This is a genomic window from Bacillus sp. JJ1566, assembly GCF_036962685.1.
Taxonomy (GTDB): domain Bacteria; phylum Bacillota; class Bacilli; order Bacillales; family Bacillaceae_L; genus Ferdinandcohnia.
This window is the reverse complement of the sequence record NZ_JBALOP010000002.1, coordinates 112,195-125,463: the sequence shown is the minus strand read 5'-3', so window position 1 is coordinate 125,463 and position 13,269 is coordinate 112,195. Positions and strand designations below refer to the sequence as shown.

11 protein-coding genes are annotated in these 13,269 nt (G+C 38.3%); all 11 read right to left on the bottom strand.

Annotation, left to right across the window (positions count from 1 at the left end; translation table 11 throughout):
* Positions 1–2 precede the first annotated feature (2 nt).
* Positions 3–449 (bottom strand): hypothetical protein, encoded by a 447-nt coding sequence (locus tag V7112_RS01525; protein ID WP_335414362.1) that lies wholly within the window; start codon positions 447–449, stop codon positions 3–5.
* On the bottom strand, positions 450–1,913 hold the full coding sequence (locus tag V7112_RS01520; RefSeq protein WP_335414844.1) for a UDP-N-acetylmuramoyl-L-alanyl-D-glutamate--2,6-diaminopimelate ligase: 1,464 nt from the start codon (positions 1,911–1,913) through the stop codon (positions 450–452).
* A gap of 190 nt (positions 1,914–2,103) precedes the next feature.
* Entirely contained in the window at positions 2,104–4,059 is a 1,956-nt protein-coding gene (locus V7112_RS01515) for a stage V sporulation protein D (protein ID WP_335414360.1), read from the bottom strand.
* Between the two features lie 131 nt (positions 4,060–4,190).
* Positions 4,191–6,395: a penicillin-binding protein gene (locus V7112_RS01510; RefSeq protein WP_335414358.1), complete on the bottom strand. Its 2,205-nt coding sequence runs from the start codon at positions 6,393–6,395 to the stop codon at positions 4,191–4,193.
* Between the two features lie 2 nt (positions 6,396–6,397).
* The gene (ftsL, locus tag V7112_RS01505) at positions 6,398–6,757 is read right to left on the bottom strand and encodes a cell division protein FtsL (RefSeq protein ID WP_335414355.1); all 360 of its coding nucleotides are present in this window, start codon (positions 6,755–6,757) and stop codon (positions 6,398–6,400) included.
* A 36-nt stretch (positions 6,758–6,793) separates the two neighbouring features.
* Positions 6,794–7,726 (bottom strand): 16S rRNA (cytosine(1402)-N(4))-methyltransferase RsmH, encoded by a 933-nt coding sequence (rsmH, locus tag V7112_RS01500; protein WP_335414352.1) that lies wholly within the window; start codon positions 7,724–7,726, stop codon positions 6,794–6,796.
* Between the two features lie 58 nt (positions 7,727–7,784).
* Positions 7,785–8,216 (bottom strand): division/cell wall cluster transcriptional repressor MraZ, encoded by a 432-nt coding sequence (gene mraZ / locus V7112_RS01495; RefSeq protein WP_335414349.1) that lies wholly within the window; start codon positions 8,214–8,216, stop codon positions 7,785–7,787.
* A 313-nt stretch (positions 8,217–8,529) separates the two neighbouring features.
* Positions 8,530–10,155, bottom strand: coding sequence for a bacillithiol biosynthesis cysteine-adding enzyme BshC (gene bshC / locus V7112_RS01490; RefSeq protein WP_335414346.1), 1,626 nt, complete (start codon positions 10,153–10,155; stop codon positions 8,530–8,532).
* A gap of 140 nt (positions 10,156–10,295) precedes the next feature.
* On the bottom strand, positions 10,296–10,688 hold the full coding sequence (locus V7112_RS01485) for a DUF3397 domain-containing protein (RefSeq protein ID WP_335414344.1): 393 nt from the start codon (positions 10,686–10,688) through the stop codon (positions 10,296–10,298).
* A complete protein-coding gene (locus V7112_RS01480; protein WP_335414341.1) occupies positions 10,685–11,566 on the bottom strand; it encodes a 2-dehydropantoate 2-reductase in 882 nt (293 codons plus the stop codon). The genes V7112_RS01485 and V7112_RS01480 overlap by 4 nt, the downstream gene beginning before the upstream one ends.
* Positions 11,567–11,711: 145 nt before the next feature.
* Positions 11,712–13,256: an acyl-CoA carboxylase subunit beta gene (locus V7112_RS01475; RefSeq protein ID WP_335414336.1), complete on the bottom strand. Its 1,545-nt coding sequence runs from the start codon at positions 13,254–13,256 to the stop codon at positions 11,712–11,714.
* Positions 13,257–13,269: the final 13 nt, after the last annotated feature.

Below are 13,269 nucleotides of genomic sequence, written 5' to 3'. Positions count from 1 at the left end.
TTTTATCCCCTCCCTTTTTCAATCATTGATATTTTTTTTGCTAGCATCTTAATTTCATTTACCGTTTTTTTGTCTTGCTCATAGGTTTTAGTTTCATTTGTAAATAGTTTAAATTTTGTCATTGTATCATACCCATTTTCTTCGATTTTTTTTAGATAAAATTCTATGATTTGTTTGAGTGCTGGTAATGGATCTGTGACTACGAATACAGGGAAATGATTGGGAAGAAATAGCGGTATTTTTTCATCCTTTGGCCAAACTGCTGCAACAGCACCATTATAAAGTGCCTGCCTTAAAAATTCATCCCTTTTTTCTTGTTCAATTGAAATATAAAGTCCTTTTTTCGATAAGACGCTCGAGTCGGTTATCACTTCCTCAAGATTAAAATTTTGTGTTTTAATCCCATACGCCTCTTCAAAAAGGGTCCACATATCTTGATTGGATAACAATTAATTCAACTCCTTAATTGCACGAGCTGCAACAAGGCGGTCATCAAATGAATGAGTTTTATTCCCAATGATTTGATAGGTTTCATGTCCTTTTCCAGCAATGATTATTATATCATTCTCAGACGCATTTGAAATAGCATAAAAAATTGCTTTTTCACGATCAGGGATGGTGATATAAGATTCACCTACAACCCCCGCTTCCATCTCCTTTAAAATTTCAAGAGGATCTTCAGAGCGAGGATTATCTGATGTAAAAATGGGGACATCCGCGAATTTTGTTGCGATTTTCGCCATGAGTGGACGCTTCGACCGATCTCGGTCTCCGCCACATCCAATAATTACGTTGATTTTCCCTTTTGCAAATTGTCTAACCGTTTTTAAGACATTTTCTAAGCTATCAGGAGTGTGTGCATAGTCGACAATCACAGTAAAATTTTGCCCTTGGTTCACTATTTCAAAACGTCCAGGTATACCCTTGACCTTTTCGACAGCTTTAATAATCGTTGAAATCGAGATCCCGGAAACGATACAGGTAGCAATAGCAGCTAATACATTATAAACACTAAACAATCCAATTAAATTCATTTTCACCTCGTAAGAACCAAACGGGGTTTGTAAATAAAATTGCGTCCCAGAGGCGGTCATACGAATGTTAGAAGCCACGATGTCTGCCGCATGTTGTATTCCATATGTAACGATTGTTGCTGAAGTTGATCTTGCGTATTGCTCTGAAGCAGGATCATCATTATTTAAAACCGCGTATTTCGGATGATCTTTATCAAATCGATTTCCTAAACTAGCAAACAACAAACCTTTCACTCTGCGATACTCATCAATTGTCCGATGGTAATCCAAATGATCCTGTGTCAAATTTGAAAACACTGCAATATTAAAATCACATCCATGTACCCTGCCCATATCAAGAGCATGGGAAGAAACCTCCATTACAGCCCTGGTTACTTTTTTTAATACCATTTGATGAAAATACTTTTGGAGCATCACTGATTCCGGAGTTGTATTCTTCATTTCAAATGTTTGCTCTCCGATTTTAGTATACATTGTTCCAACAAGGCCCGTTTTTTCACCGGCTTCTTTAAAAATTTCTTCAATGATATGACTTATTGATGTTTTCCCATTCGTCCCAGTTACCCCTATTAATTGAAGCGTGTGTGTCGGGTGCCGATAAAAAGCATCTGCTATTATCGCCATTGCTCTTCTTGTATCCTTTACCATTATGACCGGAATGGACACCTGTACCTGTTTTTCCGCGATAATCGCAACTGCACCCTTCGCTTCAGCTTTTGCTGCGAATAAATGACCATCAAATGAACTACCTTCTACACAAAAGAATAAACTCCCCTTTTCGACCTCCCTCGAGTCCATTTCAAGAGATGTGATAAAAGGATTGGCATTACCTTTTTCCGTAAAATCATGCAGGTTCGCTAATAAGTCCTGTAATCTTATCATGAATTTTACCATTCCCTCTCGAATATATCTTTAGGAATTGCATCAGAGTAACATAATCCACAAGTGTTGTCTAGTACCCTATTTTCCTTTTAAAAAGGACACCTTACCAAAAATTTTATTCCTCTATATTAAAGGTATTCCTTTTTATAGAAAAAAGAAGCCTAAAGGAGGAATCCTCTAGAGCTACTTAGTTCTTATCTTTTGATTCACTTTTATCTGCAGCTTCCCCTAGATGGATCCGTAATGTCGTACCTTCTTGAACCCGTTCTCCTGCATTCGGTGCCTGGTCAACAACAACATTTCCTTCTCCACTAATATCCAATTTTATATTCATTAATTGTTGCTGTAATTCTTGTTTCGTTAAGCCAATTACATTCGGTACTTCAAGATATTTTTTGTCCGTCCATAATCTCATTTCTTTTTCGATTTGGTTGTCACGCTTTTCAATTCCAAGCAGCGGCAGGCTTTCACGCATGATATTTCCAACTATAGGTGCTGCAACGACTCCACCGAATTGGACCGTGCCCTTCGGATTATCGACCGCAACGTAGACGACTATTTGTGGATCATCCGCGGGTGCAAAACCTATAAAGGATACGATATGGTTATTTTGGAGATAGCCACCACCTTTTTTTGATTTTTGAGCCGTACCTGTTTTACCACCTACACGATAACCATCCACATAGGCTCCACCACCTGAACCTCTCGCTACAACATTTTCAAGTGCATATCTAACTTTTTTAGACGTTTCTTCAGAGATGACCTTACGTTTTACTTCAGGTGTGTTGCTCTTTACCACTTCCCCGGTAATAGGGTCCACCCATTCCTTTGCAACATATGGCTTATACAAGGTTCCACCATTTACGGCAGCCGCAACAGCTGTAACCTGTTGAATTGGTGTTACTGCAACCCCTTGACCAAATGCAGTTGTGGCTAGCTCTACGGGTCCTACGTTCTCTGGTTTAAAAAGAATACCAGTTCCTTCTCCCTGAAGGTCAATGCCTGTTTTTTGGCCAAATCCAAAATTGCGAACATAGGTAAATAATGTGTCCTTCCCTAATCTTGTTCCTAACTCTACAAAACCTGGGTTACAGGAGTTTTGAACAACTTCTAGGAATGTTTGATGGCCATGTCCTCCCCGCTTCCAGCATTTAAGGGTCGCTCCCCCTACCTTAACGAATCCAGGGTCATTAAAATAATCATTATCTAAATTGACTTTCCCTTCTTCTAATGAAGCAGCTAGAGTGATAATCTTAAAGGTGGAACCAGGTTCATACGTACTCCAAACTGGGAGATTACGGTTGTATACCTCTTGTGGAACATTCCGAAAATTTGCTGGATCAAAGTCTGGCCTTGATGACATCCCTAAAATTTCACCATTATTAGGATTCATCGCAATCGCAATGATTCCATCAGGATTATATTGTGCTTCGGTATTATCGAGTTCACGTTCAATAAGGGATTGAATTCTCGTATCAATCGTTAACCTTAAGTCCAGACCATCCTCTGGTGGTGTATAATCATCTGCAATATCTGGCATTCTTCTTCCTTTTGCATCGGAATAGAATTGCACACTTCCTTTTTCACCCTTTAATTCTTCATCATAGCTTTTCTCAAGTCCTGTCAATCCTTGATTATCAATTCCAGCAAAACCTAATACATGAGATAGATAGCTGCCAAATGGATAATGACGTTTCGAATCCTCCGCTATATAAACACCCTTTATCCCAAGTGCGCGGACTTCATTGGCTTTTTCATGAGAAATCTTTCTGCCCTCAGGGTTGATATAAACTTTTGATTCATTTTGGGTTATTTTTTTATACGCTTTTTCTTTAGACATATTTAAAACCGCAGCAAGCTTTTCTGCCGCTTCAGCAGGATTTTCAATTTGCCGAGGAACAACTAGAACAGTTGGAGCACTCTGGTTCGTTGCAAGAACGACGTCATTTCGGTCTAGTATTTTTCCCCGCTCAGGCTCAAACGGTATATCCCGGCTCCATGAATCCTTCGCGAGTGCGGTTAGCTTATTCCCAACAAAAAATTGAACATATCCTAAGCGAACGTCGATAATTAAAAATAATAAAATCCCTATAAATAGTACTAATGATAATCTTTTACGTACTGTCACATTCGAAACACGCATATAGATGTACCTCCTATTAAACTTGCAAATCCAAGGCTCGTCTAAATATATGCTTGTACACGTACGAATAGAACGTGTGTGAGAATATCGGATTTCTTGAGGCATAGAAAAAGGAACTGAAATCAGTTCCTTTATTGTTCATTCTCACTATTCTCTTCATCATCTGTTTCTTCTTTTGGTGTGTACGGTGGTGCTAAATTGACGGAAAGTTTATCACCATTCTTTATGATAGAACCCGGCGCTAAGCTTTGTTGTACGACATATCCAGTACCACTATAGGAAACTTGAATATTTGTTAAATCAGCCACCCTCATGACATCCCTTATTGACCAACCTGTTAAATCTGGAAGTGTCGGTTCCTGATCTGTAAGAAGCAACACCTGTCCATTAGGCAGAATTTTTTCACCTTGGCTTGGGCTTTGGGCGATAATATTCTCTCCATTTCCAATTAAAGTTGCCTTAAGATTGAGCTTTTCAAGCGAAGCTTTAGCCTCTTCAATTGGGCTGCCTTCAAAGGAATCAACTTCAATTTCTTTATCAACATCGACATTCTCTTCAGAGTTTTGTTCAATCGGTTGAATATTTAAATATTGTAAGCTATTTTTCATGACATGATTAAAGACCATTACAACAGGTTCATGACCGATGTCTGTATCTTTCAGCTTAGGCTTCTCTACAGCAACATACACAATTAATTTTGGGTCATCCAATGGTGCCATACCTAGGAATGAGTATAAAAAATTACCTCTTCCCGATAAATACCCACCTTCAGGACTCGGTATTTGAGCAGTACCTGTTTTTCCTGCCACTTGATAGCCTTCAAGATCATAAGCTTTCCCTGTACCATCTGTTACAACTTGGCGTAATAAATTTAAAACTTTATTAGCGGTTTCTGCTGAAACAGGTTGTCCTGCAACTTGAGGCTTGTGATCCACAACAGTTTTATCAGTATCAGGGTCAACAATTTTATCAACAACATATGGTTTCATCATCTTACCGCCATTAGCAATCGCCGTTGCTGCTTGGATCTGCTGAATCGGGGTAACAGAGGATGCTTGACCGAATGCCGTTGAAACTCTATCAATCTCCCATTTAAAATTGATGGTATTTTGGACTTCGCCTTCCAAATCGATGCCAGTTGGTCGATCGAGTCCAAAACGTCCTAAATACTCCAATAATTTATCCGTTCCTAACTGTTCATTTGCTAGCTTTGCAAACGCAACGTTTGAAGATTTAAGAACACCCTCATCATAGGTAATCGTCCCCCATCCGGACCTATTGTGGTCACGAATTGTTTCTCCTCCAGCAGTGTATCTTCCCGAAGCAAAGGACGCATTCCCATTATAGACTCCCTCTTCAATCGCTGCGGCCAATGTGAAGATTTTCATCGTTGAACCTGGTTCAAACGGATAGGCAATGACATCATTCAAGTAATTTTCGATGTTTCGAACATTCGGGTCGAAACTAGGTCTTGTCGACATCGCTAAGATTTCACCTGTTTTTGGGTTTGCCACAACACCAATGATTTTTTCAGGTTCATATTCCTTAATCGTCGTGTTCATAGCATCCTCTAAAAACGTTTGAATCGTTTGGTCAATGGTTAGATAGACATTGCTTCCATTATCAGGTGCGACAATCTGTTCCTTTGCATCTGGTAACTTATAGCCTTTCCGATCACTCTGAAATTTCATGTAACCATCTTCTTCTCGAAGGTATTTATCGAGACTTTGCTCAATTCCCATCTTCCCGACCGTTCCCGTCTCTTTCGTTTCCTTGTCAGTCACCTTTTGAGCATACCCCACTACATGTGATGCAAAAGTCCCGTTTGGATAGTAACGTTTTAGCTCTCTCCTAAACGCAACACCTGGCAATTCTAAGCTTTCAATTTCCTGTTTGAGAGATGTACTAATGTCTCGGCCATAAGTCCCGAATTCAACTTGTTTTTTATCCCGCGTTAAAATTTCATACATCTCATTTTCGTCCATCTTTAATAGGGGTGAAAGCTTGCGAGCCGTTTCCTCTGGATCAACGACATGTTGTGGATTATCTTCATCTACAGTCAAATCCTTATCAAGGATTGCGACAACCGTGTAGGTAGAAGTGTCCTCTGCAATTGGGTTTCCATTGCGGTCATAAATGGTTCCTCGATGTGCCTCAATTCCTCTTTGTTTCGTATATTTTTCTTCTGCTAAAGCTGCTAATACAACACCATCAACTGTACCTGTACCTTGGATATACACAAATCTTGCCACCAATGTAAAAAAGAGCAAAGCAAATATTATACTAATAAATGCTGCTCCTCTATTTATATTGTTATTTTTAACCTTCATTTTCATAATTAATTACCTTGAACAACCTTAACATTATTTTCGTTTAAGCTCCGACCAAGCTCTCTAGCTTTATCCATCAAGCGTTCATATTCACTTAATTCCTGAACTTGTACATAAAGGTCACTATTCGTTTTCGATTGTTGATTGATTGTTGCTTCGATTTGTTGAATTTCGATGTTTGTATGATAGATCGATACTTGGTTAGATATGATATGAATTGCGCAGAATATAACAGCTGCGGAGAATACAATCCCTAATACCTTTTCCCCTAACGTAAATCGAAACTTCTTTCTAATTGGTTGTGTCTTTGGTGTTTGATATGGTTGTTGTTGTTCAGTCTGTCTTACTTTGTATGCTAAATTACCCATCATATCCCTCCTTAAGTACCTATCTTATTTTTAGGGTTAAAGTTTTTCCGCGATCCTTAACTTTGCAGACCGGGCTCTATTGTTCGCCTCTAATTCTTCCTCTGTAGGTAATATCGGTTTTCTTGTAATAAGTTTTAATATTGGTTTATATTCATCTGGAATGATTGGAATCCCCGGTGGTAAGGGGGGACCTTCACTTGCCTTTTTAAAGACAACTTTACAAATTCTGTCCTCAAGCGAGTGAAAGGTTATGACACTCACTCTTCCTCCTGTTGCAAGGAGCTCGATTGACTGTTGAATCGCATCTTCAAATACCTTTAGTTCATCGTTTACTGCTATGCGGATGGCTTGAAAGATTCTCTTTGCCGGATGTCCGCCAGTCCTTCTTGCTGCTGCAGGAATTCCCTCTTTAATTAATTCCACCAATTCTCCAGTTGATTCAATTGGTTTCTTCTCCCTGGCAGCTTCTATTTTTCTAGCAATTTGTTTTGAAAATTTTTCTTCACCGTATTGAAAAAAGATTCTAACCATTTGCTCATATGACCAATGATTTACAATGTCATAAGCGGATAATGATGCACCCCTGTCCATTCGCATATCAAGTGGGGCATCGTGGTGATAGCTAAAGCCTCTTTCTGGAGTGTCCAATTGTGGAGATGAAACACCTAAATCAAACAATATGCCATCGACAGCTGTTACACCTTGGTCATGTAATTTTTCAGTTATGTTTGCAAAATTACTTTTGATGATTGTAACAATATCACCATATTTAGCAAGCTTGTCCTTTGCATTTTCGATTGCGATATCATCTTGGTCAAATGCATATAGCTTGCCTTTGTTTGAAAGCTTTGAAGCTATGTATGTACTATGTCCTGCTCCACCAAGTGTGCAGTCTACATAAATGCCATCTGGATCTATCTTCAATCCTTCTACAGCCTCTTCTAATAGAACGGTTTTGTGTTCGAACATGCTAACACCTCTTATAATCATCTTTGTTGTACTCTTATTATCTTTACACAAAAGATAATTATATATCAAAACCGATCATATTTTCAGCAATATCGGAAAAAGATTCCTCAGAAGCAGCGAAGTATTCTTCCCACTTATCCTTACTCCAAATTTCTATGCGGTTTGATACGCCAAGCACTACACATTCCTTTTCAAGCCCTGCATATGAAATAAGTGGTGATGCAATATTCACTCTTCCTTGTTTATCAAGTTCACATTCAATGGCTCCTGAAAAGAAAAATCGCGTGAAAGCGCGAGCGTCTTTTTTAGTTAGTGGGAGTGTTTTTAATTTCTCTTCAAGTATTTTCCATTCAGATTGTGGGTAACCAAATAAGCACTGATCAAGACCTCTTGTTAAAACAAATGTTTCACCAAGGTTATCTCGAAACTTAGCAGGTATAATCATTCGGCCTTTCGTATCAACAGTATGATGGTATTCTCCCATGAACATATCTATTGTCCCCACTTTCTGTATTTATATTACCACAATCCCCCACTTTCCACCACCAGTTTTTATAAATTTTTACCAAAATATTCTCAAATGCGCCTTGGCGTATTTGCTGCCCGATTTTTAGGCCTACAGGAAGTGGGTCATAAAGACGAAGACATCAGGATGTGGCGTTCTTAGTCTTTGATCCTTACTGCTCGAAAAATTTCCTTTGAAAAATCGTGGCATCCGCCGGAGGCTTTTTTGTTCAGTAGAGGTTTCCAACTTCTGCTGAACAAAAAAAATCCTCGGAAATTCCGAGGATTTTTAATACGATCTACATCTTTATGACCTTATGCTTTCCGTTAAATTCGAACGGAAGAGCTAATAAATCTTTGATAAAATCGTCTCCATATTTATTTAAATAGTAAAAAACATTCCATAATCTCTCCTGCGGGGAGCGAAGTGGTAGAAGTGATTTTTCAATTCGGTTAAAACGGTTCAATTCAATTTCATTACGCTTAAGGATACTTCTGCTGAATGTATTCTTTAAAAAATCAAACTGGGATTGAATATTTTGAGCATTCTTTAATAAGAGTTCCGCAAGACCTGGATCTACTTCAATACCCACGTTCCGGACCTTTTTATGAATTTGCTCCACTTCTTTCTTTGCTTCCGAGATAATCCCGTCTACATCCGCCGTTTGTTTTTCCAGCCATGATTCTTTCGCTTTTACTAGTTCCCCAGTTAAAACAGATTGAACCGTTAAGCCGATTTCATCTATAGTAGACTCAATCGCTCTTTCCACAATTGTCATCATTAATCGTGGTACGACTGGCGGCATCTTAATTTCCATAACCGAAAATACTTTTTTGAGTTCTGCCCAATATGAAACCTCACCCGGTCCCGAAATGAAAGCAAGTGTCGGAAATAAGAACTCCTGCATAACGGGTCGAGTTACTACATTATTACTTAATAGCTCCGGTTTTTCTTTTGCTACTTCAAGCAATTCGTCACTACAAAGAATGCATTCATTATTTTTTCCGCTAAAAATATCATGTTGGACATTGTACTCAAGTAAAATACGTTCATCATTTTCCGTATAAAAAAGGTTAGCACAGGATTCATTCATATCGATTGTTTTAGGATATTGGTAGGTTGACAATACTTCTTGCTGAAATAACAATGAATCATGAATCTCTCTATTTTTTTCAATCATTTTTTTAAAATAAAGTGATTGAAGTGTTCTAATTTCTTTAGAACCAGAATCAACAAGAACAAGACCGGATTCTCCAAAAAGTTCATTGATAATCTGTATAAAGAAATCAACATATGTTTTTGATTTATCCACATATCCTTTCAGAAGTTCGAGAAGTCCATTCGTATAATTGGTTTCACCATATGTCTCAAACACATCTTCAATCCATTCCATGAAGCCATCCTGTTCAATTTCAATTGATGATACCATTGTTTTACGGTTGTGATATTGTGGCACAGCCCTTTTTCGGATGCCAGTTTGAAGATTCACATAGAGATGATTGATTTCAGCAAAATCATGGTCCTCCCCAGCAATCCAAAATACCGGTATTACGGGTACATTTAATTTTTCCTCTTGTTCTTTTGCAAGCTTAATAATAGAAACGATTTTATGTATGGTATAAAGCGGTCCAGTCAATACACCTGCTTGTTGTCCACCAATTACCACAACACTTCTCGGATCTATTAGCTTGTTAATATTCTCAATCGTATGTAGATGATAATTAAATCTTTTATTAAAAGAAAGCAAATGTTCTACAAGTTTTTCACGTTCAAAATGTCTTTTTTCTAGATCTTTTTTTCTTACCTCATAGACAAGAGGTGATTGTATATCATAATCGAAAAATTTCTCTATATCCATTTTATTTGAAAGATAATCGTTCACTAATCGATTTGAAGATGGCAAAGAGAGATCCAAAACCTCCATAAATTCTTGTTCTTCCTTTCATATCCAGTTTATATCTTAGTCGAGTATAGCACGGTTTTTTAAGAAACCAAAAATTACTGCTCACTGTCATTTAATTTATCCCTCATCAACTGGCAGTAAGACACCCACTGAATGAAATTTCACTTTATTGTAGTTATAAAAATTCGTTGAACGAGCCCGATGAGTAATAATAGAAAATAAACAACCGTGGAAGCAAGGAAAACGAAACGCCAAGACTTTCTTAACACCTTCACAGTTTCAATTTCATGGCTTTTCCTCCAGGTTATATAGCTTATAAATAAAATGGTCACAATGAGAATCAGGATGATTAGCCAAAGCATGCTTTTTCCGATAATCAGAAGTAATAAGTAATGCACTGCTATGAGAAAAAATACGGTCGTTACATCAACCGAAAGAAAAAAAGATTTTCGGTTGTTTTTCATTATAAATCTACTAATCAAGTAGACTAGTATAAATCCTAGTAATGGAATTGTTACAAATGTCGCAGCTATACCAGCAAAAAAGTCGATCATTCCTTATCCCCCTTTTTTTCTATCCCTTTTATAGAATCATATAGAAATTGTGTAATGACTACTTCCACGTTCATCTTCATGCTCTGCGTTAATACATATCCTAGAATGGCATCAATTTCTGTTTTTCTTCCTTCTTCAATGTCACGTAGCATCGATGATTTATTTTGGGCTGTATTTTTACAAATTGCTGTGACAAGTTCCCACATTTTTTCTTTATTAGAAGGTATGACAGAGGTGATTTCTTGAAATAAGGCTTTCATTTGGTTGTGAAAATAATGATTGTTGAGCAGTTCCCCATTCTTAACTCTATAAAGGGCAGTTAAAGGGTTGATGACGGCATTAGCGATTAGCTTCGACGTTAATATTTCGTACCAATTTTCATAGGAATCGATTGAAAAATCAGTGGATGCAACTTCAATTTCCTCATTTGTTCCTTTAAATACTCCTATTTTCGTCCGGCCGACCCCCGTATGGATGACGGTGGTTTCATTGACTTTTAATGCGCCATGTTCAACAACACCTACAAGGATTGTTGGATTTTTTAGATTTTCAATGATGTTGATATGGCTCATTCCATTTTGTAGGAAGCAGACCGTTTGGACTTTCTCTAGGTCCCTGGTTTCTGATAAAACATCTTTTAATATGTATTGTTTTACAGCAAAGAAGACAAAGTCTTCTTCTATTACGGATGCGGAAGCTTTTACAGCTTGTACTCTATATGTTTTTGACGTATTTTGTTTATTAATTGTTACACCTTTTTGGTTTATTTCGTTTGCCTGGTATTCGGTTCGTGTATAGACGGTTACATCATGTCGTTCTGCTAGGTAGCCAGCAAAAAGCAACCCGATGGAACCACCACCTATTATTCCAATTTTCATACTCACAACTCCATAGTTTGTCCTACCTTTATTTTACCAAAAAGTCCGACAATATGACTAGTAAATGAATGATGAAAAGGATTTAAATCCAATTTACACACCTAGACCCCAAAGGTCAATCCTTTGGGGTCAAGCTAAACTATATCTATACCGGGTAGACAGGATGTTTCTTTTGTCCGAGCCCAAGTTTTTTTGTTTCATAAACGGTCAATCGGTTGATGAGAACATCTCTTAATTCAGACGCCGGGACGATATCATCAATGATTAACTCTGAAGCAAGCTTGTAAATATCAATTGACTCTTTATACTCTTGTTGTTTTTGCTGTACAAAAGCAATTCGTTCTTTCGGATCTTCAATTTCATTGATTTTATTTGAATACACTGCATTTACCGCCGCCTCCGGACCCATTACAGCAATCTGAGCAGTTGGGAGCGCGACACAATAATCCGGTTCAAATGCAGGACCTGCCATTGCATAAAGACCTGCCCCATATGCTTTTCGAACAATGACCGAGATTTTCGGTACAGTTGCTGAGCTCATGGCTGCAATTAACTTTGCTCCGTGTCTAATAATACCAGCTCTTTCAACCTTCGTACCAATCATAAAGCCAGGAACATCTGCCAAAAATACTAATGGGATATGGAACGCATCACATAAAGTAATAAATTTAGCCGCCTTGTCTGCTGAATCTACAAACAAGACGCCCCCCTTCACCTTAGGCTGATTTGCAATAATTCCAACCGCTCTTCCGTCAATACGCGCAAGCCCAGTAATAATTTCAGGGGCAAATAGTTTTTTTATCTCATAGAAACTTCCTTCATCAATGAGGGCATTAATTCCTTCATACATATTAAAAGGTGCATTCTGATTAACAGGAATGATTTCTTGCAGACTCTTGCCTTCCTTAGGCAATACGGCTTCTTTTATCGCCGGTTTGTTCATATAATTGGCAGGAAAGAATTTCAGGTAATCCCGTGCACTTTGAATTGCTTCTTCTTCATTTGCTGCAAGCACATCACCACAGCCACTTACGGTACAGTGCATTCGTGCACCACCCATTTCTTCTAATGTAACCTTTTCACCAATGACCTTCTCAGCCATCCGTGGCGATCCCAAATACATGGATGCATTCTTATCAACCATGATGACAATATCACAAAAAGCTGGTATGTATGCTCCACCTGCTGCTGATGGGCCAAATAAAATACAGACCTGTGGAATCATGCCTGATAATCTCACCTGATTATGAAAAATTCTCCCCGCTCCACGGCGATTTGGGAACATCTCAAGTTGGTCGGTTATTCTTGCTCCTGCCGAATCTACTAAATATAAAAGTGGTATGCATAGCTTTTCAGCAGTTTCTTGAATACGAATAATTTTCTCAACCGTACGAGCCCCCCACGATCCAGCCTTTACAGTAGAATCATTCGCCATTACACATACTTTTTGTCCGTTTATCGCTCCAATCGCGGTGACGACACCATCTGCTGGCAGGTCCCCCGCTGTATTGTTCGCAAATTTACCATCCTCTTGGTAATTCCCATTATCAAATAACAGGGCAAGACGGTCACGAACAAACAATTTATGTTGCTCTTTAAGCTTTTGATGATATTTTTCATGACCCCCTGCTTCGATTTCTTTGCTTTTTTCTACGAGCTTTTGGTCTAAATCCTTAGTAGTGCTAAGCATTGTAACCCACCTT

Bases quoted from the DNA above. Each gene is read 5' to 3' on its own strand.
- V7112_RS01515 (WP_335414360.1), bottom strand. From the start codon at position 4,059: ATGCGTGTTTCGAATGTGACAGTACGTAAAAGATTATCATTAGTACTA.
- V7112_RS01510 (WP_335414358.1), bottom strand. From the start codon at position 6,395: ATGAAAATGAAGGTTAAAAATAACAATATAAATAGAGGAGCAGCATTT.
- ftsL (WP_335414355.1), bottom strand. From the start codon at position 6,757: ATGGGTAATTTAGCATACAAAGTAAGACAGACTGAACAACAACAACCA.
- rsmH (WP_335414352.1), bottom strand. From the start codon at position 7,726: ATGTTCGAACACAAAACCGTTCTATTAGAAGAGGCTGTAGAAGGATTG.
- mraZ (WP_335414349.1), bottom strand. From the start codon at position 8,216: ATGTTCATGGGAGAATACCATCATACTGTTGATACGAAAGGCCGAATG.
- bshC (WP_335414346.1), bottom strand. From the start codon at position 10,155: ATGGAGGTTTTGGATCTCTCTTTGCCATCTTCAAATCGATTAGTGAAC.
- V7112_RS01485 (WP_335414344.1), bottom strand. From the start codon at position 10,688: ATGATCGACTTTTTTGCTGGTATAGCTGCGACATTTGTAACAATTCCA.
- V7112_RS01480 (WP_335414341.1), bottom strand. From the start codon at position 11,566: ATGAAAATTGGAATAATAGGTGGTGGTTCCATCGGGTTGCTTTTTGCT.
- V7112_RS01475 (WP_335414336.1), bottom strand. From the start codon at position 13,256: ATGCTTAGCACTACTAAGGATTTAGACCAAAAGCTCGTAGAAAAAAGC.